Consider the following 23787-nt stretch of genomic DNA (forward strand, 5'->3'; position numbering starts at 1 on the left):
ATACAAATAAGTTGAACCTGCTACAGATGTCGACATTCACGCTTTCTAACCCAATACAGTTTTTAGCGCTTGGCTTTGGCAGTGGTTTAGCGCCTAAAGCGCCAGGCACATTTGGCACCTTAGCGGCTGTGCCATTATTCGTATTTGCCAGTTTGTTGCCTTACCATATGTTGGTTGTGCTAACCGTGCTAATTTCGTTATCTGGCATTTATATTTGCGGCTATACCGCGAAAGCAGTCGGCGTTGATGATCACCCAGCGATTGTCTGGGACGAAATAGCAGGCTTTTTTATTACCATGCTGTTTACGCCGGTTTCTTGGCTGAGCTTAGCTGTTGGTTTTGCCTTATTTCGCCTATTTGACATTGCCAAACCATGGCCAATATCAATCGCCGATAAAAAACTCCATGGCGGCCTAGGCATTATGCTCGACGATATTCTGGCCGGTTTTGCCGCAGCACTGGTGATGTACTTTATTTTCTAGCAAACGCTTTATTCGGTGTGTTTACCCGGTACAAAAGTAATAACTTTTAGTACAGCGTTGTTCACTGCTAAACTTTATCAGTAGTGACTAAACCATTAAACAACCCTGACAGGTACCTTATGAAAACCAAGTTTGATGAATTATTAGACTTTCCAACAGTCCTTAACTTCAAAGTGATGGGCGTCGCTTGTGATGAACTACCTGACTTAGTTATCGCAGAAATTCAAAAGCTCGCACCGGGTGATTACTCGCCAACAATCAAGCCGAGCTCTAAGGGCAACTACCACTCGTTGTCAATTCCAGTGCGTGTAACCAGTAAAGAGCACATTGAGCAAATTTACCAAGCGTTAGATAAAATTGAACAGGTTAGATACATTATCTAGTATTAGTCGCTCGACTCATTGCGTCAGGCTTGATAAAGCCTTACTTTCTCTCTGGTGATAGTCGAGATATTTTGATTTATACTATACTCGCTCCATTTCAAGATACCTGATTTCAGCGTTATCGCAGGGGCTTAATATCAAGGCGCAGCTAACAGGAATGGTTATTCCCTTTCAATTAGCTGTAACGCAGAGAGTAAGTTCCTGCGAAACGCCCGAAGGGTTGGTTTAAAAACGATTTATACGGCGTTATTGATTTTAACAAGGGACCAACCATTCTTTGCAATCAATGCCTTGTCTAAATTCGTTTTTAATTCCAACTGAAACAGGCACTTTGACGTGGAGCGAGTATTAGCGCCCAGATGTTTGCTAAACAAAATATCTGGCCCCACTGATTTATCTGGTTAAAAATAAAGAGCATCAGTCTTGAACGACATACTTGTGGAAGAAAATTTGTTGAACGACAAACTCATCGTACGCCAACTCAACGATCTCGAGTACACCAAAGCCTGGCACGCTATGCAGAACTTTACTGACCAGCGCGACGCTGAAACGCTTGATGAACTCTGGCTAGTTGAACACCCTGCGGTATTCACCCAAGGGCAAGCAGGTAAAGAAGAGCACTTGCTTAACCCCGGTGACATTCCCGTAGTGAAGGTTGATCGCGGTGGTCAAGTCACTTACCACGGCCCAGGCCAACAAGTGATTTATTTCATGATTAACTTAAGACGCCGTAAGATCGGTGTTAGAGAATTAGTTACCTTGATTGAAAACGGTATTGTCGCCAGCTTAAAAGAGTATGGTATTGATGCCTACCCTCGCGCTGATGCACCGGGCGTATACGTCGATGGTAAAAAAGTCGCATCACTGGGCTTGAGAATCAGAAAAGGCTGCTCGTTTCACGGTTTAGCGCTTAATGTCGATATGGACTTATCGCCGTTTCTTCGCATCAACCCGTGTGGTTACAGCGACTTAGAAATCATTCAAACCAGTAATATCAACGGCCCGAAAACAACAGAACAAGCAAGTACAAGCTTAGTGAAGCATTTTGCTGATTTACTCAAGATCAGCGAGCTAGAATATCAAACAGGATTGGACAGTAAATATGACAGTTAAATCATCGCGTATTGCCCCTGGCACTAAATTGCGTGACGCTGAAAAAATGGCGCACATCCCCATTAAAGTGGTGACCTCTGAGCGCGAAACTATGTTGCGCAAACCTGATTGGTTAAGAATTAAATTGCCGCGCAGCTCAGAGCGTATCGACGGCATTAAAGCGGCGCTGCGCAAGCACAATTTGCACTCAGTTTGCGAAGAGGCTTCATGCCCAAACTTGTCTGAGTGTTTCAACCACGGCACTGCGACCTTTATGATCCTCGGCGATATTTGTACTCGTCGCTGCCCATTCTGTGACGTCGGCCACGGTCGCCCACTCAAGCCTGATAGCGATGAGCCTAAAAAATTGGCGCTGACCTTAAAAGACATGGCGCTAAAATACGTGGTCATCACCTCAGTTGACCGCGACGATTTGCGCGATGGTGGCGCTCAACAATTCGCTGATTGTATTACTGAAATTGCTGAGCATGCACCCAATACGAAAGTGGAAATCTTAGTGCCAGATTTTCGCGGCCGCATGGACAGAGCGCTCGAGATACTCAATCAGCACCCGCCTCACGTCTTTAACCACAATATGGAAACGGCACCGCGCTTGTATACCAAAGCACGCCCTGGTGCTAACTACCAGTGGTCATTAGACCTATTGAAAAAATTTGGCGAAGCGAATCCAAACGTGCCAACTAAATCAGGCCTAATGGTTGGTTTGGGTGAAACTAACGAAGAAATCCTCGAAGTAATGCGTGACCTGCGCGCTCACGGCGTCACTATGCTAACTATTGGCCAATACTTACAGCCAAGTAAGCACCACCTGCCGGTAGAGCGCTACGTGCACCCTGACGAGTTCGATATGTTCCATCGTGAAGCGATGAAAATGGGCTTTGCTCACGCCGCTTGTGGTCCATTAGTTCGTTCAAGCTACCACGCGGATAAGCAAGCTGCCGGTGAAGAAGTAAAATAACTCACGGCAACATCGAGCAATAAAAAAGAGCGCTAACTGCGCTCTTTTTTATCTTCAACTGAAACCGCTACAATTTTAACTGGCTAAAATTCTAACTGATACAGTAATTCAGCCAAATCGGGCTGCCATTGAAATTCGCTAAGTTTGATTCTGGCACCGATAACGACTACTTGCTCATCTTGCAATAAACCTTTTTGTCGCTCAAATTGCTCAGTGCCAACGGCAAACGAAATTTTACCTTGTGAGTTAATCACTCGATACCAAGGTACAGCTTGACCACGCCAGCCTTGTTTTGGCACTTGTCCAAGTGCTTTGCCAACTAAACGAGCGCGCCCGGGCAGTCCAGCCAAGTCAGCAATTTGACCATAGCTCGCCACTTTACCAGCGGGGATAGCCTGAACCGTTTGCCAAATTCGACGATGGCTCGCTATAGGTGTTTCGGCTTGTTCGCTCATACCGTTCTACGTTAGTCAGCCGTTGGATTTACTTTGGCTACCAAGGCAGCACTTGGCCGTTCGAATGCTTAAAAACGCCGGTCTCGCTCATCGATAACTGCTCAATGAGCTGAACTAAGCGTTGACCTGCTTCGGTCGCCGAAATATCACCATTGCCCCTGACCATATCCGTTTGAACATAACCCGGGTGGTAAATACCAACGGCGATGTCTCGAGCCGCTAAGTCTTTTGATAAAGACATTGCTGCGGCATTGAGGGCTGCTTTTGACATTCGGTAGCCATAACGACCACCTGAGCCATTATCGGCAATAGAGCCCATTCGAGAGGTAATCATGGCAACCTTAGCACCGCTGATTAAATTCGTATGTAAAGCATCAACAATGGCCAATGGCGCTAAGGCATTAACTTCAAATTGCTGACGAATAGTTGCAAGGTTAAGGTCGCCAAGACTTTCATCACGTAAAATGCCGGCATTACAAACCACTATATCGAGTGCGACACCGCTGAGTTCACTCGCCAAGCGTTCAACAGCTTCGCTATCGGCAACGTCAATATTGCTAATAACCTTAGTACCTAGCGCATCTAACGCTTCTGAGCTTTGTCGACAAACGCCATAAACACAGTAACCCAGTTGGCTAAACTCGGTCGCCATTGCCAAGCCAATACCGCGATTGGCGCCAGTAATTAATACGTTTTTAGTCATCACCAATATCCTATTGTCGACGGTTTAATTATTTAATACTTTCTGCGTACGCACGAGCTTTTGCCAAGTCTTCAGGGGTATCAACCCCTTCTACTGGCAACTTGCTAGAAGCCACAGCTACGTGGATTTTCTCACCTTGCCAAAGTACTCTTAACTGTTCTAAAGACTCGACTTTTTCCAGTTCACTGGCTGGCCAACTGACGTAATCTTTAATAAAGCCAGCGCGATAGGCGTAAATACCAATGTGACGCAAATAAAAATCGCCAATTTCATCGACTTGCGTCTGTCCTAAAAAGCGATCTCGATCATAAGGCATGGTCGCTCTAGAGAAGTAAAGGGCGTAGCCTGCTTGGTCGCACACGACTTTGACTGCATTTGGGTTAAAAGCTTCTTCAACATCGTTAATTTTATACGCCAGTGTTGCCATTCTGGCCTGCTGCTGATTAGCTAGGTTTTCAGCAACTTGCTTGATATTGGCTGGCGGAATAAACGGTTCGTCCCCTTGGACATTAACAATCACTTGCTGCGGGTCAAACTGATACTTTTCCATCACTTCAGCCAAGCGCTCGGTGCCAGACTGATGATCAGCACGAGTGCGACAAACTTCACCACCAAAACCTTCAACGACACTGGCAACTTGCTCATTGTCGGTCGCCACAATAACTTGGCTGGCACCACTTAAGTTAGCTTTTTCGACAACCCATTGAATCATCGGCTTACCGTCAATATCGGCTAACACCTTACCGGGTAAACGAGAAGACTCATAACGAGCGGGAACGACAACAACAAAAGACATATTTATTCTCTGATTATATTGGTTGAGGGTTTAAGGTTTAGGTTTTTGCTAGCAATTTGGTTTAGAAACTCGGTGCGACTAGTCGAGTTCAATTGGTTTGGCTTCGGTTTCTAACAGTACCGGAATGTCTTGCTCAATGGGGTATGCCACGCGATCAAACTTACAAACAAGCTGCTGATTTTCTTTGTCTAGGTCAAGCTTTCCCTTACAAACAGGACAAGCCAAAATTTCCATTAATTTTACGTCAAAAGCCATGATTTACTCTCTTTTGTATTCTTTATTTACGTTAATTTATTACTAATATTAAACTCGGATTATCTAATCATTACTTTCCGATATTTAGTTTAACCAATAGTGACGTTAATTTTTCTTGCGCAGATGGCTCAAAGTCAGCATCCACCGTCAAATACCAATAATTGTCTTTAGCAAAACCCTGACATTTAACCGCGTCTTTTTCAGTCATTAACAGCGGTATATTGTCATCGTAATCGGCAAAATCACTGGCCTGAAAGTGATGATGATCAACAAAGCCACGGCTGTGCTGGCAATCCAGACCAATTGTAGTCAAGGTCGTGAAAAAACGAGCAGGGTCACCAATACCTGCAATGGCATTAACCGATGAAAAACGTTTAGTAAATTCGCTAACGCTCATTACCTGCTTCGACGCTAAGTTAACCACTTTAGTGGCCGCTAAGCGCATGGTAATTGTGCGTTCAAGCAAATAACGACCATCGACACTATTGAGCAAATTTAATTGCTCAGTGGCTAGTGTTTCAACGCCATTAAAAATCACTAAATCAGCTTTTTGCAAGCGCGCTTTACCTTCCCGTAACGGGCCTGCTGGCAGCAATAAACCATTGCCCAACATGCGTTTAGCATCAACGACGATAAGCTCACACTGACGGGCTAAACGGTAATGTTGCAAACCGTCATCAGCAATAATCAAATTACAGCCCAGTTCAATCAGCTTATTACCTGCGGCAATACGGTCAGAACCAACGCAAACAGGCACTTGTGCCCGCTGATAAATTAAATAAGATTCGTCCCCTGACTCTACAGCTGTACTCTCGCTCGTCAGTAGATAAGGATAATGTGGCGCTTTGCCGCCATAACCACGGCTGATCACGCCAGGGCGATAGCCGCATTGCTTTGCTAATTCAATTAATGACAAGGTCACCGGTGTTTTGCCATTGCCACCGACACCAATATTACCAACAACAATAACGGGTTCGCTAAGTTGCTGTGTTTTTTTTAAGCCGATGCGGTAACACCAACGCCTAAAACGAGTTAACAAGGCGAAGATTAAGGTTAGCGGCAACAATAAAGGCACCAGCCAATAACGGGCATTGTCCCGATAAAACCAGACTCGCTCAATCAACCGCATGACGTGCCACCGAACCTAGTTATCGCCAAAGTGAATATTGTGCAACTGAGCATATTTACCCTGTTGCTCCATTAACTCTTGATGATTGCCTTGTTCAACCAACTCGCCGTTTTGCATCACTAAAATAGTGTCGGCATTTTCAATAGTCGACAAACGGTGCGCAATAACAAAGCAAGTGCGGTTTTGTTGTAACAATTGCAGTGCATCTTGAATATGTCGTTCAGACTCAGTGTCTAGTGCACTGGTCGCTTCATCTAAAATCAAGAATGGCGAATCACACAACAATGCTCTGGCAATGGCAACCCGTTGACGTTGCCCACCTGAGAGCAGTCCGCCATTTTCGCCGATATTGGTATCGAGCCCTTGCGGCATACTCTCGGCAAACTCCAAGACATAGGCACTTTTGGCGGCTTGGTAAATTTGCTCTGGCGTTGCATCAGGTTTGCCATAAGCAATATTATTGGCAATAGTGTCGTGAAATAAAACAACCTGCTGAGAAACATAAGCAAACTGCTTGCGCACATCTGCCAAGACATAATCGTTGATATCGTGACCGTCGAGCAATACTTTACCGCCAGTTGCCTGATAAAACCTGAGCATTAAACTGGTGGCTGTTGATTTACCACTGCCTGAGCTACCGACAAATGCAATGGTTTGACCGGCTTTGGCCTCAAAATTCAGTGATTTTAATGCTAACTCTTTTTCGTTTTGATAAGCAAAATCAACATTTTCAAAACTCAAATTGCCCTTAGCTCGGTCAATTTTTTGTAAACCAGTATCTGGTTCGGTATGTTCATCAATCACTTTAAAAATACTAACACTCGCCGCCATCCCGCGCTGAAATTCGCTGTTTACCGTAGTCAGTAATTTAAGTGGTCGCAACAACATCACCATACAGGTTAATACTGCGGTAAAAATTCCCGGTGTTAACTGCTCACGCATAGTATCCATATTGGCGACATATAAAACAAACGCCAACGCGAACGAAGCAATAATTTGAATCACAGGCACGCTTAACGTTTGTACCGTCACCATTTTCATCCGCTGGCGACGACTGTTGTTATTGATACCCGCAAAGCGCTCAGTTTCACGCGTTTGGCCGCCAAAGGTCAACACCACTTTTTGGCCATTGAAGGTTTGCTCAGCGGCACTGGTCACCTCGCCCATAGAGTTTTGAATACCTTGGCTGACCTTGCGAAACCGCTTTGACACCATAGTGACCATGACTGCAATTACTGGCGTAATCACTAAAAAAATCAACGACAGTTGCCAACTGTTATAGAACATCACTACCAATAAACCGGTAACAAACGCCCCTTGCTGGACCAAGGTCAATAGCGCTTTACTGGTCGCGGTTAATACTTGCTCAGTGTCGTAGGTTAATTTGGAAATCAGGGTGCCAGTTGATTGTTGGTCGTGAAAACTGACTGGTAAATTAATAATATGCTGGAATAGTTGCAGTCGCAGATCGGCGACAACATTGTTACCAACCCAAGCTAGGCAGTAGTTACCGACAAAATGACAAATACCGCGCAACAAAAACATCACGACAATAAAAATCGGCGCCCACTTCATAAAATCTGGACTTTTGCCCGTCAGACCAACATCAATTAACGGCTGTAATTGGGCAAAAACAAAAGTATCAACGGCGGCGTAACCAAGCATACCAATCACCGCAAAAACAAAACCAATGCGATAAGGTTTACTGTAGGTCATTAAGCGAAGAAAATTCTGCCACGTTGAAGCAGATGAAGAGTCAGACATTTATCATCCAGAACAAGAAAAAATACTCGGCTATTTTAGCGCTAAAATCGCTGGTAACCAAATCTATCTGATCAGAGTTTAAGGAAGATTAAAAAGAGTAATGGTTAATTTGCAAACCAATAGGGCCAAAGGTCACGGCGATGTTCTTGAACTTTCATGGTCGACTGACCAAATTCAACTCGTATCATACCAGCTTGAGCTGTATTGAGGGTTTTGATATGAGCCGCTTGATAGCGACTGGTCACGGCTTTATTCGGCATCTGCCAACGGTTTTGAAATCCAGTACTAAAAATGGCAAGCTCTGGCTGAACTGCACTGATAAAAGCTTCACTCGATGAAGTCTTTGAACCGTGATGTGGAGCGATCAAGAGATCTGCCACCAAAGGCTGAAATCCTTGGTTTGCCACCAGCTGATATTCAATTTTTCGCGATATATCACCGGGTAACAGTAATTTGAATTTGCCATCAGAAATCATGACAACACAAGAGTCGTCATTGTCTTGCCCGATCAGCTGCTCTGGTGACAGCACTGACAAGGTTAACTGCTGCCACTCAAGTTCAGTTCCTGCCAAACAAGGCTGGGCGTAATTTATATGGTTTGCAATAACTTGTTTAATTGCGAAGGTTTTCTTCAAATAATCATAACCACCGGCGTGATCATTATCGCTATGACTCAAAATCAGCAAATCTAAATGATTGATGCCCCTACTCAGTAAATATGGCTCAACCACCGCTTCGGCAAGATTAAAACCGCTGACGTAGCTAGCACCCGTATCGTAAAGTATTGCTTGTTGACCTTGTTCGATGACAATAGCTAAGCCCTGCCCGACATCAAGCGTCGTCACCGACCAATTGGCAGCTTCGCTATCAGCACCAGCGCGTTTTGAGTCTTGAACTAAGGCGATATAAGTTGAAACCCCAGCAGTCAAAACCAAAAAGGTTGCACTAATTGCTGTGAGTTTTGCTGAACTGCTGAAACCCAACCGTTTAACAAAACGCTTAGCGCTTGGAGTTCTTTGTTTAATAGCATTGTTTATCGGCAAAACACATTTAAGAAAGTACAGTAATATTAAGATAACTAATATCGTTAAGATTGGTGCATTCATGGTTATCGAAGCAAAGTCAAACTCTGCCAAGTAAGTTAACCATTGCCACAACAGCTCAATAGAAGTATTTGCTAACCCTAACAGCCTCTTCGCTAGCGTTTCAGAAAACAAGCTCGCAACCGCGCCAGCGAGCGACAGCGGAATACTGGTAAAACTCATCCAAGGTACCGCAACCATATTGGCAACCAATGCCAATGGGTAAATATGGCCAGACAGCAACACTGATATCGGCAACATCACCAAAGACAACGCGACTTGAATCAGTAACAAACTTGCGAGATAACGCAGCCATGCAGGTTTATTGGCAACGAATTCGCGAAATTGCCAAAAAACAAAAAATATTACGCTAACTGCACTAAACGAAAGCCAAAAACTTGCACTGACAATACTGAGTGGCATCAGCAGCAGGACAATAAAAACGGTCAATAATAACAAACGCGTTAACGATAGGTGAATAGCAAAACAGCGACTGCCCCAATACAAACTAAGCATGATTAACGCGCGCTGAGTCGGCAGTGCAAAACCGGCTAGATAAGCATAAAACAGTGCACAAAACATCGAAAAAACGATGGCAAAATATTGTCTATTTACGCAAACTAAACTCAAGATATGAGCCGGTGACAAGAGTTTTTGATAAGGCAAGTATCTAAGTGAAAGTGACATCAAAAAATAGCTAAAACCGGCAATTAAACCAATATGTAACCCTGAAATCGCAATCAGATGCTGAGTGCCCGTTAGGGTCAACACGTGCCAAATTTCAGGTGATATATCGGTGCGTTCACCAAAGGTTAGCGCCAGCAACAGCCCAGATAGTTCGCCTTCAGGTAGCAGTAATTTGACATCTTGATACCAACTTTGCCGAGCACTGGTCGATAAACTTACCGGCTCAGCCAATTCATTCACCACATAGCCAGTCGCCACCAATTGGTGGCGTTTCAACCAAGTTTGATAACTAAAACCGCCGCTATTAGCGAAACCGTGACTGGGCTTAATTTTTATTTTGAACAACCATTTTTGCCCTTGCTTAGCTTGCTGATAGCTCTTTTGACAGCTAGCGGGCAGCGACTCAGGCGATAAATCAGCTCTTTTATGATTACCCTCATCAACGCTGACAAACTGACGACAAGGGTTGTACCATCGCAAACGGACATCAAAGGTGTTATCCAACGCACGCTGTTCTATTTGAATAATACGAAAATTAAAACGGCTACCGTGTTCATCTACAGAAGGTATGGTTAAGATTTCGCCAACGACAACAACCGGCTTGGTCATGTTCAAACCGTATTGTGACTCTATCTCTGGTAGAACAGTGGTCAAATTTGCCGCCGCGTTAATCACCACCGCGATACCTAATAACAACGCGGCAAAGAGGCGAGTTATAGTAAATAGCGACAACACGATACCAACGCTAGTCACCGAAATGACATAAAAAAGATCTGGCACTATTGGCAAAAATAGTGACAATATAGCACCTAAGAAGAAAGTAAGTAGCCAACGTTCCATGTGGTTGTCTATCCTCGACTAGAAGTATCTCAATGCCTAAGAAAACCTTTAAGCGCTTTATGCCAGATCACCAAAAAATCAAAAGTCATAAGCATTTGCAGATTTTTGGCGATTTACTCCACAATCCAAATCTTTGGCACTTGAATCGTCGTTCTATTGCAAAAGCATTCGCTGTTGGTTTATTTTTCGCGTTTGTGCCAGTGCCATTTCAAATGGTACTAGCCGCTGCTATTGCAATTATAGTACACGCTAACTTACCGCTTTCGATTGCCTTAGTTTGGATTACTAACCCTTTGACTATGCCGGCAATTTTTTATTTTTGTTATCTTGTAGGTACTTGGATTTTAAACGAGCCTGAACAGGCTTTTGAGTTTGAAGCTAGTTGGCAGTGGGTGGTTGATAGCTTGGCCAATATTGGCCCGGCATTTTTGTTGGGTTGTGGCGTGTTGGCGGTGCTATTTTCAATATTGGGTTACTGTTTTATCCAAGGGTTGTGGCGCTACTCGGTGAGCAGCGCTTGGAAAAAACGCCAGCTTAGTCGCTGATTTAAAGCTGACCGAGTACCTGTGCTGGTTCAACCTTAGTTGCCCGCCATGCCGGATAAAAAGTTGCCAGTAAGCTCATCACCATAGCGACGCTGACTGTGATATAAACATCTGACCAAATGAGGTGCGATGGCAGGTAATTAATAAAATAGACATCGCCCGATAAAAACTGAACACCAACACTCTGCTCTATTGCGCTAATTAATGCCGTCAAATTGTTGGCTAAATAGACACCCAGTGTTCCGCCTAAAACAACTCCGACAATACCATTAGCCAGACCTTGTAAAACAAAGGTCATCATCACTAAACCATTACTCGCGCCCATGGTTTTTAATATGGCGATATCGCCTTGCTTCTCATTCACCACCATAATCAAGGTTGAGACAATGTTAAAGCTGGCAACGGCGATAACCAGTATCAAGACAACAAACATGACGGTTCGCACTAATTGAATATCATTGAACAGGTGACCTTCAGTGCGGGTCCAGTCGTGAATATAAACATAGTGATCAAAGCTGTAGGCGACTTGCCTAACGATGTTTTGCGCGGCAAATACTTGATCAACCTGCAGTCGGATACCTTCAACTTGATCTTTGCGGTACCCCTGAATATCTGTCGCCTGTTCCAAAGAAATATAGGCGAGCGTATCGTCGATGGTGCCGCCAAATTTAAAAATGGCTGCAATAGTCACGTGTCGCACTTTAGGTGCAGGAAAGCGCCCTGACAGCCCCTGTTGACCAGCACCAATACTTCCCACATTAGCCCGCTGCTGTGGCAATAATAACTGAACTTTGTCACCAACACCGACACCGAGCTTTTTGGCAACACCACTGCCAATAACAACACTATTGTTATTGGCTAATGTTTGCCAGTCTCCTTCCACTAGGTATTCTGTGATAGTAGAGACTTTTTGTTCTAAGGCCAGATCAACGCCGCGAAACTCTACTGCCTTAAGGGCATTAGACTTTTGCATCATGCCGGGAATTTTAATAAATGGCGCAGCGCCAGTGACATGCTCCTGCTGTTCAACTTTATCTACAGCGGTGCGCCAATTGTCAATTGGCTGATTGACACTAATCAACTCACCGTGTGCAACAACCGACAACAAACGCTGCGCTAGTTCGCGCTCAAAACCATTCATTGCCGATAACACCAGAATCAACACCATGACACCAAGCGCAATCCCCAGTGTCGACGAGGCTGAAATAAACGCGGCAAACCCGCGTTTTTGTCGGCTAACCAAATAGCGCAGCGCCAAAAACAAACTCATTGGTCGATAAACCGCCGCTTGCTTAGCCATTTATGCGTGCTCCACCGAAGTGACTAACTGACCGTGGTCGAGCGCCAGTTGACGATCCATTTTTGCCGCTAATGACAGATCATGAGTAACAATCACAAAGCTTATGTTGAGGCTGGCATTGAGCTCAATCAACAGCTGATAAATTTGCTCTGCGGTATCAAAGTCAAGATTACCAGTTGGTTCATCGGCCAATACTAACGCAGGTTCAGTCACTAACGCTCGGGCAATGGCAACCCGCTGACGTTCACCGCCGGAAAGCTCTGACGGGCGGTGATGTAAACGATGTGATAAGCCGACTTTTTCGAGCATCTGCTTTGCTTTCGCCATTGCTGATTTTGCTTTATCACCGCGAATCATCAACGGCATAGCAACATTCTCTTGTGCTGAAAACTCCATCATCAAATGGTGGAACTGATAAATAAAACCGATATTTTGATTGCGAAATGCCGCTTTTTCTCGCTCTTTCAACTGATGGATATCGACATCGTTAATTTTCACTTGGCCTGAACTTGGCAGATCGAGCGCACCTGCTAAGTGTAAAAAGGTACTCTTACCACAACCAGAGCGACCAACAATAGCGACTAATTCGCCCTCTTCAACGCAAAGGTTTAAATTGTTTAACACTTTCGTGCTTTCTTGACCTTGCTGGTAAACCTTGGTTAAGTTTAGGCATTCAAGTACTTTGTTCATGCTGCTCTACTCGTTCTATTTCAACGTGTTTTTTATCGGTTAAATTTATCGCTAGCTAATAGCTGTACTGCGACTTACTCATTGCGCAGTACTTCGGCTGGTTGGGTTTGAGCCGCGCGATAAGCCGGATACAAGGTTGCCAACAATGACATTGCCAATGCGCCAACAACAATTACCACAACGTGTTGGGTAACAAGTTCGATCGGCAACGCTTGGCTAACATAGCCATTCCCCAATAGGTTGACACCTAAAACTGCTAGCAAATCATTTAGTGTCAGGGTAAGAATGAGCCCGAGAGCAGTGCCGAGTACTGTGCCCCAAATACCGTTTATCATGCCTTGGCTGATAAAAATTTTTAACACACCCGTACGGCTGAGGCCCAAGGTTTGCAAAATACCAATTTCCCCTTGCTTGTCGATCACGACCATGACTAAGGCTGAGACAATATTAAAGGCGGCAACGGCAACGATTAAGCTAAGCATCAACCACATCATATTCTTTTCCATTTTAACCGCAGAGAACAACGCCCCTTGACTCGTTTGCCAAGTGGTTACCGTTGTGTTTGGCAACTCAGCGTTGAGGATTTGAGCAAAGTCTTCGGCGGCAAAAGCGTCATCCAAGGTTATCTTGAGCTGACCTATACCATCGTTTTTGCGGCGCAATAATTTGGCGCCGTACTTGGCGTGCACGTAAATCAAGCCGTCATCAACTTGAGAGCCGACGTTAAAAATGCCGCCAACAACAAAGTTGCGCTGTACTGGCACTCGGCCCATCGGCGTAAAAACAGTCTTGTTTGGCAACACAAGTCGAACCTGATCGCCCAAGCTGACTTTTAAGTTATTGGCCAACGCCTGCCCGAGTACGACAAAATACGGTTGATGCGCCAAACTCTCAAAACTGCCAAGCACCATATTTTGCGCGGCAATTGTATCGCGCTCGTATTCGGGAATAACCCCTTGCATCAAAACCCCTTTTAGGCCGGAAGGCGATTGGATTAAGGCTTCTGCACTCTGCATTGGACTAACGTTAGCAACCCCTTGATAATCACTGAGCTGTTTAGCCGAGCTCGGCCAATCGGCAAAGTTGTCTTGTCTTTTGTTATCGGGATCAACAGATGGTGATTGACTAACGATTACATGTGGCACCAACCCCAAAATCCGTTTTTTTAGCTCGCTTTCAAAGCCATTCATCACCGAAACTACCGTGATTAGAGCGGCAACGCCAAGTAAAATTCCAGCTATCGAAAAAAAGGTAATAAAAGAAACAAAGCCAGATCGACTGCGGCTTCGGCTATAACGGTAGCCGATAAAAAAACTGATAGGTTGCAGCATTAACGGAAATAAATCTCTGCTCGGGGAAAATCCGAGTTAGCATAGCAAATCAAAGTTCAGCCTTGAAGCAAAATAGTGTTATATTTCTGACATTAAACATCTAACATTAGATAAAAGTGCAGTGAGCGCCAATGACGACAGATTTACCAGAAAACGACAAACTGATGCAATTTGATGAGTTCTTTTCCATCAAGCATAAATTTAATGTCAATATTGAACGACTGGCGCCAGATCACAATATTGATTATCAAGGTTTTGTCGACTCAATCCCGCTGCCATTTAAGATGGCTGGTGATATGCTCAGCATTGATCAAGCCGCCCTCAGGCCCTTGCAGGGTTTGAGTAATAGTGCCGGCCAACTGGTGGAGTATTTACAGCACCAAGCCAGTAAAATAGACATGTTAGTGGGCTATATTCTCAGTCAACAAGACCAACCAGAAAACCGTTTTACCGGCGTTCAATTTGGCGGCGGCGGCGTTATTTTCAATAGCCAACAAACGTTTAGTCTCGGCGAGCAGTTAATTTTGAAAATCTTCTTACTTGAAGATAATTGTGCGGTATATTGCTTAGGTGAAATTGTAGAGATTACTGAGCAGTCAAACGATGGCTGCAACTATAAAGTCATTTTTGAACAAATAAGAGAAGCCGACCGCGAACAACTGGTGCGTACCAGCTTGCACCAACAATCAAAACAATTACAAGCTCTGTCAAAACAGCGCAATCAAGCAGCACAAAAAGACTAAACAGTAGCCCCACAGTTTTTAAGATGACTAATGTAAACAAATGCTCAAATAACTGTGCAAACCACGTTGCAAACAACTGTGCAAACTATTTTTTACCCGCAGAATGGGCACCACAATCTGCAGTTATTATCACTTGGCCGCACCAAAACACCGACTGGGGTTCAATACTCGACCGCGTTGAACCGGTATTTATCGAGATTAGCAAAGCTATTTGTCAACAACAGCAATTGATTATTGTTGCTGATAACCATGCACTAAAACACCATATCTGTCAGCTCTTGACTGCCGCTAACGTAGCACTGGAACAAGTACATTGTGTCATTGCTAACACTGACGATACTTGGGCAAGGGATCACGGGCCGATAACGCTAATCGAGTCAACATGCCGAGACGGTAACGAGGTTAATGACACCGACAAAGCGCCAAAGAGCAAGTTACTCAATTTTACCTTTAACGGCTGGGGCAATAAGTTTGCAGCCAAGCAAGACAACGCCATTAACCTAGCGCTTTATCATCAATTAAGCGCTCAAGGCTTGCTGCAAACAAGTGTATTGGCAACACTTGATTTTGTTTTAGAAGGTGGCGCTATAGAAAGTGATGGCTGCGGCCATATTTTGACCACTAGTGCTTGTCTGCTCAACCCAAACCGCAATCCGAGTTTTGACAAAATGGCAATCGATGCCTTACTCAAAAAGTGGTTTACGGCGAAGAAAGTCTTATGGCTCGACCACGGTGAACTAGAGGGTGATGACACCGATGCTCATATCGACACACTGTGCCGTTTCGCACCTGATAATCGTCTGGTGTACGTCAAATGTGATGATGCTAACGACAGCCATTTCGAGGCGCTTGAGCAAATGGAGCAACAGCTAGCCAACTTCACCACATCTAGTGGTCAGCCCTTTGAGCTTATTCCACTGCCTTGGCCAAGTGCCAAATACAATCAAGACAGCGAACGCTTACCGGCGACTTATGCTAACTATTTGATCATAAATAACGCGGTATTAGTGCCAACTTACCAAGATGCGAAAGACTCAATAGCACTAGCGCAAATAGCTAAAGCTTACCCTGACAGAAAAATCGTTGGCATTAACTGCTTGCCGATTATTGAACAGTTTGGCAGCTTACACTGCTTAACCATGCAAGTTCCCGCTCAAGTAGAGCTATCAGCGATAGCTTGATGATAGGACAACAAGCCTCATAATTTAGAGCGTGGCCTTGTTATCAACCTTTACTATGATCTGCCGCAAGTAATAACTTGTGTAAAAATTTACCTGCCTCAACCGGCTGCTCCATTGGAAAACAGTGACTTTGACCAAATTTGTGTTGGCGAATATGGCTGTTTAACCGAGCCGCTTTGGTCACCGCTGGGCGAATAAAGCTATAGCTGTTATCAGCGGTTAAAATATCAACCGGTACTTGCACCTTCTTGATCTTTTGCCAAAGTTTACTCGGGTAAGAGCTAAAAATACCCGCTTCCCAATGTGGTGAACACGCTAACGACAAGCCGTTGTTCTGCTCACTTTTATTGGTTGCACTGTTGATAAAGTCCTGCATCACTTGCGGATGCCAATCTTTATATAGCGCTTTTTTCGATAAGTCTTTTGCCATTGCTTCAGAGTCAGGCCAATGGCTACGGCGTCTTTGCACCGCTTTAATAAATTTTGAATTTTGTAGTATTCGCGTCTTTCGCAATATTCGATGGCCGAGAATAAATGAGTGCTTATACATAGGTGGGTCGAGTAAAATCACGTGCTCGAAGTACTCAGGGTGGTCGGCGGCGGCCAGCAGCGTTAAAATTCCTCCGAGCGAGTGACCAACGCCAATCACGGGCCCCTGCTCGGCTACCTGAGTTTGTTCGGCTATGGTCTGGGCAACAGCAAACGCCATTTCATGCCAATCTGGCCAGCGATGATTGGGCTGTTCAGATAAGCCATGACCGGGGACATTAGTCAGCCACAATGGCCAATCTTCAGGCAACTGAGCTGCCATCGCCGCTAAGGTTAAAGCGGAGAAACCGTTACCGTGCAAAAAGTGAATACGAGGCTTTTGGGCGTGGCTCATCAACTCGCCGCCATCATCGCTAGGTGAGCTTTGCTCAGCAACTGATGGTCGTTGGTAACCGTGAATCCGGTAGCCATAGCTGGTTTGATAATGCCACTGAGAAAGTTCGGTTAAGGCCACGTCATCCTCGAAGAGTTAAACAATCAATTGGAGTAAAAATACTAAACAAACTGACAGGCTGTCAAATATTAGCTCATTATAGTAAAAACACTGACTAGCTCTACCACTCGCTTTTCATTGCTCTCCTACTACGACAATAAAAAAGGGCGCTCGTGGCGCCCTAAACGGAACAACTCATCTAAATAAAATTAGCTGTCGCCGTCTTCATTGTGCAGGTCGATAATCGACTCAGCGTTTTTATCGGTTTTTTCTTTGCTCTCGTTATTGCGAGCGGCATCGAGTTTTTCAAGGTAACCTTGATCGATGTCATTGGTGATATAGTTACCGTCAAACACAGAAGTTTCAAAGGTTTTAATATCGGTATTGCCCGTGCTTACCGCAGAGACCAAATCGTCAATTGATTGATAAATCAGTTTATCCGCGCCAATCAATTCACAAATATCGTCTAAATCACGACCGTGAGCAATCAACTCATTAGCGCTTGGCATGTCAATACCGTAAACGTTCGGGAAGCGAATTTCAGGTGCCGCTGACGCGAAATACACTTTTCTGGCACCAGCAGCACGAGCCATTTCAATAATTTGCTCTGAAGTCGTACCGCGAACAATTGAGTCATCGACCAATAACACGTTTTTATCTTTAAATTCCGCACCGATTGCATTTAACTTGCGGCGCACTGATTTTTTGCGCATTTCTTGGCCCGGCATAATAAAGGTGCGGCCAATGTAGCGGTTTTTAACAAAGCCTTGACGGTATGGTATCTCAAGCTGCTGAGCTATTTGCAAGGCGATATCGTTGGATGTTTCAGGAATTGGAATTACTACATCAATGTCTAAATCTTCCCACTCGTCTGCGATTTTAGCGCCGAGCTTTCTGCCCATTTCAACGCGTGAAGCGTAAACCGACATTTTGTCGATTGTTGAGTCTGGGCGGGCAAAGTAAACAAATTCAAAAATACACGGGCGATTTGCTGGATGCTCAGCACATTGCTTGCTGTGAATTTTGCCATCTAAGCTAAAGAAAATCGCTTCACCTGGCGCTACGTCGCGGACAAATTCAAAATCACAGGCATCTAATGCCACTGACTCAGAAGCAACCATGTATTCAGTGCCCTGCTCGGTTTCGCGCTTGCCGAAAACCAATGGACGAATACCATTTGGATCGCGAAATGCCACCATGCCTTGACCGATAATCAAAGCAACGGTTGCATAACCGCCGCGAACGCGACGGTGAACGTTTTCCATCGCCGAGAAAATATGCTCTGGTGTTAAATCGAGTGTGCCCGCGTGTTGTAACTCATGGGCTAGAATATTGAGTAGCACTTCTGAGTCAGAAGTCGTGTTTACATGGCGACGCGCAGTGTTGTAGAGCCAAGTTTTCAGCTCTTCAGTATTGGTTAGGTTACCATTGTGGGCAAGTGATAAGCCAAACGGTGAATTAGCGTAAAACGGCTGTGCTTCTGACGAGCTTGATGAACCAGCGGTTGGGTAGCGGATGTGACCGATACCAATATTGCCTTGCAAACGCAGCATATGACGAGTGTGAAAAACGTCTTTCACTAAACCATTTGCTTTGCGCAACCTAAACATATTGTCGTGAATAGTGACAATACCAGCAGCATCTTGTCCTCGATGCTGTAATACCGTTAAACCATCATACAACGCTTGGCTAACAGGGGTTTTACCTACAATGCCAACAATACCACACATGAACCTAATCTCCGCCGAACTTTAATATTTGCTTGTTTACCGTAAAAAACTTGATGACTGTTTGAGGTATTCAAAAAACCACTCAATCACCAAGGTAAATTCTGGAATTAAACGAGAACTTTGCCACCAATGCGCCGATGATGCTGGAGTAAAGGCGTCAGTGAAAAACAACAAAGCACTGACAATTAAGACGCCGCGAATAGCGCCAAATGCCAGACCTAATACGCGATCAGTACCCGATAAACCGGTTTTCGCGACTAATTGACCAATAATGTAATTTATCAAGGCGCCGAGAATAAGCGTGGTAATAAATAAAATGCCGATGGCGGCAGCGTTGCGCAGAAGTTGGTCGGATATATTGGTGAGTAATGTCGATAGATTGAGGTAAAAATTGCTCGCGATAAAGAAGGCACTGATCCAGATGACAAGAGATACTGCTTCTTTGACAAAACCGCGTATTAGACTGACTAACGTTGATATGCCGATAATCGCTAAAATGGCATAATCTATCCAAACCATAAACTGATCATTCTCACTAAATAGAGGCGCGCATTCTATCAGAAGCAGTTTATAAAAGGCTACTTTTTTGTCGCCAGTCTATTACTTGTAAAGGCTATTTAGCAGGGCTAAAACGGGCTATTTTTCCGTTTACTTTGGTCAGTTGTTTAAGCTTTGGTAGCTGTTTCTCTAAGCTAGACTTTACAATCTCAGGGCCAACAAACACCTTGGTCAAGGTGCCGTTTCTTGTTTTAATCGGCTTAGTAAAAGCAACGTAGCCATTAGCTTTTAAAACCTTAAGCAGCTGGTCAACATTTTGTTGATGACGAAAACTGCCGAGTTGAATAACCCATGCCTGTTGGGCACTGGCTCTTGGTGGCAGTGGATTTTTCTTTACAACTTTATTATCTGAGTTAGATCTTTTTTGCGCAGCGCTCTGAGCGTCTGAGATTTTTGCTGTTTTTATCGCCGCCGTCACCTGAGTCACTTCGTTAGTCTGAGTATTTCTGTCTTCAGGTTGAAGTGCTGGTTGCTCGAAATCGCTAGCTTGGTCAAGCGCTTGTTCGTCAGACAAAGGGGCTGGTTTGAGCTTGGCAATACGCTCTTGTGGCAGAGTTTTTAAGCTCGGACGCTGAGCTAACTCTGGTGGTTGGGGGATTTCGGCAAAGTGCTGTTGATATTTCTCTTTTTTGCCATCGAGTAAATCAGGTAAAAAGATAATAGCAACCGCGGCAACAATCGCGGTACCGACTAAACGATTTTGAAACGGTGTTGACAACTCAAACTCCCACTTGTCAAAACAATGATCTCGCCGCTAAACAAGCGTTGTTTGGCTTGCAGACGACTTTTTATGCGCGCATTTATTTAATAGTTTTATTCAACATCAGCGACGAGGCGACGACGAATTTCAGCAACGGTGAAAAATGAGCCAAATACCAAAACCAACTCGTCTTCAGCCGCTGTTTGTGTTGCCATTTTATAGGCGATATTAACATTGTCAAAGCTATTTACCTGCTGACCTAAGTCATTTAGCGTGTTGAGCAAACGACTTTTGTCGGCGGCTCTTGGCAGATCTAACTCAGAAACAAACCAGGCTTCAACGACATCGGTTAGCGGTGCTAAGGTCTGCTCAACGTCTTTATCAGCAAGCATAGCAACGACAGCATAGACTTTTTTATAGCTTGAATTAGCGAGTTTTGCCGCCAAATAACTGGCGAGGTAACGTGCTGCTTGAGGGTTATGGCCAACGTCTAACACCACATCTGGCGGTCCGGGAAACAGCTCTGTGCGACCAGCAACTTTGGTTTCAAGAATCCATTGGCGCGTTTCACTAACACTCAAAGGCAAACCGAGATTAGCAAGCACTGCTAAACCAGTGGCAACATTGTCTCTAGGGATATTAGTCGGCGGTAAATCAGCTAAACTAAGTGGTCCTAATTGCCACTGCCAGCTATCGCTGTCATCGTAAGTGGTTACGGTAAATGTGCGATTGCGAACAACCAACTGTGCACCAATATTATTTCCGTGCTCGATAACGCTATTGGGCACCTCAGTGTCGCCAACAATGGCTGGTTTACCCGAGCGCATAATCCCTGCTTTTTCAAAACCAATAAGCTCGCGCGTGTTGCCCAAAAACGCTTGATGGTCTAAATCAATTGTCGTCAAAACCGCGACGTCAGTGTCGATCATATTGGTCGCATCTAAACGACCACCTAAGCCAACTTCCAGAATAATAAACTCAGGACGCTCTATCATTAGCACCAATAAAGCCGCCAGCGTAGTATATTCATAGTAAGTCAACGAAATATCTGCGCGCGCTTGCTCTATTTTAATAAAGGCATCAATGAGTGGTTGGTCGCTAACATTTACACGATTTAGCCGTAAGCGCTCATTAAATACCTCGATATGTGGTGACGAGTAAACTGCGACACTGTGACCTCGGCTAAGCAACGCGTGCTCAACAAAAGCACAAGTGGTCCCTTTGCCATTCGTGCCAGCAACAGTAATCACCTTGGCAAAATCTAGGTTAATGTTAAGCCTGTCAGCGACTGCCGATATCCGTTCTAAACCCAAGTCAATTTCTTGGCTGTGAAGCTGTTCTAAATAAGAAAGCCACTGGTCTAAGCTATTTAGCTCTGACCAATGGCTTGATGGTAATCTACTCAAATTATTTCTCGAATTGAGGTCTAGTCGTTAGTTAGAAATACATTTGGTGAGTACAAAATACGTACCCACCCTACATTGTATTGGCTTGTATTAATTACGAAGCTAACGGCGATGGTTGGCCGGTAAACTTAGCAATTAATCGCGCTAACGTTGTGCGCATCTCACGGCGATCAACGATAAGATCAATTGCGCCCTTCTCTAGTAAAAACTCACTGCGCTGGAAGCCTTCTGGCAAGGTCTCACGAACCGTTTGTTCAATTACGCGAGGGCCAGCAAAACCAATGAGTGCTTTAGGCTCAGCAACATTGATATCACCTAGCATCGCTAAACTCGCAGAAACACCGCCCATAGTCGGGTCGGTTAATACAGAAACGTAAGGTAAGCCCTTTTCACTCATCTTAGCCAATGCAGCACTGGTTTTGGCCATTTGCATTAATGAAAACAATGCTTCTTGCATGCGAGCGCCGCCACTTGCTGAAAAGCAAATAAACGGTAAGTTGTGCTCTAGACAATATTCGATACCTTTGACAAAACGGGCACCAACGACTGAAGCCATTGAACCGCCAAGGAATGAGAATTCAAACGCCGCGGCGACAACTGGCATGCCGTGCAATTCACCTTTCATGACCACTAACGCGTCTTTTTCGCCGGTTGCTTTCTGTGCCGCTGAAATCCGATCTTTATAGCGTTTTGAGTCTTTGAACTTCAAGATATCTTGCGCTTCAAATTCAGTACCTAACTCTAGGCGTTCACCTTGGTCAAGAAAGCTGTCGATACGCTTGCGCGCTGAAATTCGCATGTGATTGTCACATTTTGGACAAACTGAAAGCAGGCGGTCTAGTTCAGCTTTGTAGAGCATCGCATTACACGATGTACACTTGCTCCAAACGCCTTCTGGGATATTGCGCTTTTGAGTTGCTTTTGCCTTAGGGAGAATTTTTTCGATCCAGCTCATAATTTATTTTTTGCCTTTGTAACGCTTGCTTATGTGCTCATTGGCATTTTTCACCAATGTCACTTACTAACCCGTGCTTAACTGTTTCTCATTATAACCAATACTATGACCAATAAAACAACAACCAAGCCAAATATATAATAAACAATGAATTAAAACACAGTTCAGGCGGTTGTTGATACTAAAAACTGGTCGGTTGTCTTAGTCAGTTAAAAATAGCGGCCCCATTGGCGCTTGAGGTAAGTCAAAATGTTCAGGATAATCAACAGCAACGAAGTAGAGTCCGCCCGCAGGCGCAGTAATACCAGCCAAACAGCGATTTTTTGCTGCCAGTACTTCGCCAATCCAATCAACGGTTTGCAACTGCTGACCGACACGCATTAAGCTCCCGGCAATATTGCGAACCATATGGTGTAAAAAAGCATTGCCTTTGATATCGAGAATGATGTAATCGCCAAAGCGCTCAACGTTACAGTGGCTGATGGTTCGCACCGGTGAATGTGACTGGCAATGCACGGTTCTGAACGAAGTAAAGTCGTGCTCTCCAACTAAGGTTTGAGCCGCTTGATGCATAAGGTCGGCGTCTAACGGATGATGACAAAAACTCAAGCCCTTGGCCAAAATCGCCGGCCGAAACATCGTATTGCAAATGATATAACGATAACGTCTCGCCGTTGCACTAAAGCGCGCGTGAAAGCTTTCATCTACTTGCTTCACCCAGCGCACCGCAACATCTTTAGGCAAGTTTGTGTTAACGCCTAATGTCCAAGCGACATCTTTGCGAGTTTTCGTGGTATCGAAGTGAACAATTTGATTGGTCGCGTTAACACCAGTATCGGTCCTACCGGCACAGACAACTTCTATCGGTTCATCGGCTATTTTAGATAACGCCCGCTCAAGTGTTTCTTGAACGCTACTGACTTCGTTTTGGCGCTGCCAACCGCAGTAGTTTTCGCCATCATATTCAATACCCAACGCATAACGCATAAAAAAGCCTCCGATTTAAGGAGGCGCATTAT

The 23787-nt window shown here is 44.7% G+C and carries 24 protein-coding genes; 7 read left to right on the forward strand and 17 right to left on the reverse strand.

Features of this window, described 5'->3' with window-relative positions:
- Positions 1-26 precede the first annotated feature (26 nt).
- The 4 genes from J7384_RS01400 to lipA all read left to right on the forward strand — a co-directional run bounded on the left by J7384_RS01400 (position 27) and on the right by lipA (position 2936).
- Positions 27-482: a phosphatidylglycerophosphatase A gene (locus tag J7384_RS01400; protein ID WP_209110462.1), complete on the forward strand. Its 456-nt coding sequence runs from the start codon at positions 27-29 to the stop codon at positions 480-482.
- A gap of 119 nt (positions 483-601) precedes the next feature.
- Positions 602-865: a DUF493 family protein YbeD gene (ybeD, locus tag J7384_RS01405; protein ID WP_209110464.1), complete on the forward strand. Its 264-nt coding sequence runs from the start codon at positions 602-604 to the stop codon at positions 863-865.
- Between the two features lie 468 nt (positions 866-1333).
- Positions 1334-1978, forward strand: coding sequence for a lipoyl(octanoyl) transferase LipB (gene lipB / locus J7384_RS01410; RefSeq protein ID WP_348523834.1), 645 nt, complete (start codon positions 1334-1336; stop codon positions 1976-1978).
- Positions 1968-2936, forward strand: a complete 969-nt coding sequence (lipA, locus tag J7384_RS01415) for a lipoyl synthase (RefSeq protein ID WP_209110466.1) — start codon at positions 1968-1970, stop codon at positions 2934-2936. The genes lipB and lipA overlap by 11 nt, the downstream gene beginning before the upstream one ends.
- Before the next feature lie 83 nt (positions 2937-3019).
- Here lipA and J7384_RS01420 read toward each other — a convergent pair whose 3' ends face one another.
- From J7384_RS01420 to J7384_RS01450, 7 genes are all read right to left on the reverse strand, one after another.
- Positions 3020-3391, reverse strand: a complete 372-nt coding sequence (locus J7384_RS01420) for an MGMT family protein (RefSeq protein ID WP_209110472.1) — start codon at positions 3389-3391, stop codon at positions 3020-3022.
- A 37-nt stretch (positions 3392-3428) separates the two neighbouring features.
- Positions 3429-4094 carry an SDR family oxidoreductase gene (locus tag J7384_RS01425; RefSeq protein WP_209110474.1) on the reverse strand — a complete coding sequence of 222 codons (666 nt, stop codon included), beginning with the start codon at positions 4092-4094 and terminating at the stop codon, positions 3429-3431.
- Between the two features lie 28 nt (positions 4095-4122).
- A complete protein-coding gene (kdsB, locus tag J7384_RS01430) occupies positions 4123-4890 on the reverse strand; it encodes a 3-deoxy-manno-octulosonate cytidylyltransferase (RefSeq protein WP_209110476.1) in 768 nt (255 codons plus the stop codon).
- A 78-nt stretch (positions 4891-4968) separates the two neighbouring features.
- Positions 4969-5145 (reverse strand): Trm112 family protein, encoded by a 177-nt coding sequence (locus tag J7384_RS01435; RefSeq protein ID WP_209110478.1) that lies wholly within the window; start codon positions 5143-5145, stop codon positions 4969-4971.
- A gap of 70 nt (positions 5146-5215) precedes the next feature.
- Positions 5216-6274 (reverse strand): tetraacyldisaccharide 4'-kinase, encoded by a 1059-nt coding sequence (lpxK, locus tag J7384_RS01440; RefSeq protein WP_209110480.1) that lies wholly within the window; start codon positions 6272-6274, stop codon positions 5216-5218.
- Positions 6275-6289: 15 nt separating this feature from the next.
- The gene (gene msbA, locus J7384_RS01445; protein WP_209110482.1) at positions 6290-8038 is read right to left on the reverse strand and encodes a lipid A export permease/ATP-binding protein MsbA; all 1749 of its coding nucleotides are present in this window, start codon (positions 8036-8038) and stop codon (positions 6290-6292) included.
- 104 nt (positions 8039-8142) lie between these two features.
- Entirely contained in the window at positions 8143-10647 is a 2505-nt protein-coding gene (locus J7384_RS01450) for a DNA internalization-related competence protein ComEC/Rec2 (RefSeq protein WP_209110484.1), read from the reverse strand.
- Between the two features lie 32 nt (positions 10648-10679).
- Between J7384_RS01450 and J7384_RS01455 the strand changes: the two genes are divergently transcribed.
- The gene (locus J7384_RS01455) at positions 10680-11192 is read left to right on the forward strand and encodes a DUF2062 domain-containing protein (RefSeq protein WP_209110485.1); all 513 of its coding nucleotides are present in this window, start codon (positions 10680-10682) and stop codon (positions 11190-11192) included.
- Position 11193: 1 nt separating this feature from the next.
- Here J7384_RS01455 and lolE read toward each other — a convergent pair whose 3' ends face one another.
- The 3 genes from lolE to J7384_RS01470 all read right to left on the reverse strand — a co-directional run bounded on the left by lolE (position 11194) and on the right by J7384_RS01470 (position 14513).
- Entirely contained in the window at positions 11194-12492 is a 1299-nt protein-coding gene (gene lolE / locus J7384_RS01460; RefSeq protein ID WP_209110487.1) for a lipoprotein-releasing ABC transporter permease subunit LolE, read from the reverse strand.
- Entirely contained in the window at positions 12493-13182 is a 690-nt protein-coding gene (gene lolD, locus J7384_RS01465; RefSeq protein ID WP_209110489.1) for a lipoprotein-releasing ABC transporter ATP-binding protein LolD, read from the reverse strand.
- Between the two features lie 74 nt (positions 13183-13256).
- Complete coding sequence (locus tag J7384_RS01470; RefSeq protein ID WP_209110491.1) at positions 13257-14513, reverse strand: lipoprotein-releasing ABC transporter permease subunit; 1257 nt, start codon at positions 14511-14513, stop codon at positions 13257-13259.
- A 131-nt stretch (positions 14514-14644) separates the two neighbouring features.
- On the opposite strand from J7384_RS01470, the gene J7384_RS01475 reads away from it, so the two are divergent.
- Entirely contained in the window at positions 14645-15256 is a 612-nt protein-coding gene (locus J7384_RS01475; protein WP_209110499.1) for a PilZ domain-containing protein, read from the forward strand.
- A gap of 23 nt (positions 15257-15279) precedes the next feature.
- Positions 15280-16437, forward strand: a complete 1158-nt coding sequence (locus tag J7384_RS01480) for an agmatine deiminase family protein (protein WP_209110501.1) — start codon at positions 15280-15282, stop codon at positions 16435-16437.
- A 43-nt stretch (positions 16438-16480) separates the two neighbouring features.
- Here J7384_RS01480 and J7384_RS01485 read toward each other — a convergent pair whose 3' ends face one another.
- From J7384_RS01485 to truA, 7 genes are all read right to left on the reverse strand, one after another.
- Positions 16481-17440, reverse strand: a complete 960-nt coding sequence (locus J7384_RS01485; RefSeq protein WP_209110503.1) for an alpha/beta hydrolase — start codon at positions 17438-17440, stop codon at positions 16481-16483.
- A gap of 188 nt (positions 17441-17628) precedes the next feature.
- Complete coding sequence (gene purF / locus J7384_RS01490; RefSeq protein ID WP_209110505.1) at positions 17629-19149, reverse strand: amidophosphoribosyltransferase; 1521 nt, start codon at positions 19147-19149, stop codon at positions 17629-17631.
- Between the two features lie 36 nt (positions 19150-19185).
- Complete coding sequence (locus J7384_RS01495) at positions 19186-19668, reverse strand: CvpA family protein (RefSeq protein WP_209110507.1); 483 nt, start codon at positions 19666-19668, stop codon at positions 19186-19188.
- Between the two features lie 94 nt (positions 19669-19762).
- A complete protein-coding gene (locus J7384_RS01500; RefSeq protein ID WP_209110508.1) occupies positions 19763-20425 on the reverse strand; it encodes an SPOR domain-containing protein in 663 nt (220 codons plus the stop codon).
- A gap of 95 nt (positions 20426-20520) precedes the next feature.
- On the reverse strand, positions 20521-21813 hold the full coding sequence (gene folC / locus J7384_RS01505; RefSeq protein ID WP_209110510.1) for a bifunctional tetrahydrofolate synthase/dihydrofolate synthase: 1293 nt from the start codon (positions 21811-21813) through the stop codon (positions 20521-20523).
- Between the two features lie 94 nt (positions 21814-21907).
- Positions 21908-22768 carry an acetyl-CoA carboxylase, carboxyltransferase subunit beta gene (accD, locus tag J7384_RS01510; RefSeq protein ID WP_209110512.1) on the reverse strand — a complete coding sequence of 287 codons (861 nt, stop codon included), beginning with the start codon at positions 22766-22768 and terminating at the stop codon, positions 21908-21910.
- A 201-nt stretch (positions 22769-22969) separates the two neighbouring features.
- Complete coding sequence (gene truA, locus J7384_RS01515; protein ID WP_209110514.1) at positions 22970-23755, reverse strand: tRNA pseudouridine(38-40) synthase TruA; 786 nt, start codon at positions 23753-23755, stop codon at positions 22970-22972.
- Positions 23756-23787 lie beyond the last annotated feature (32 nt).

This window comes from Endozoicomonas sp. G2_1 (assembly GCF_017744155.1).
In the GTDB taxonomy this organism is placed as follows: Bacteria; Pseudomonadota; Gammaproteobacteria; order Enterobacterales; family Alteromonadaceae; genus JAGHQT01.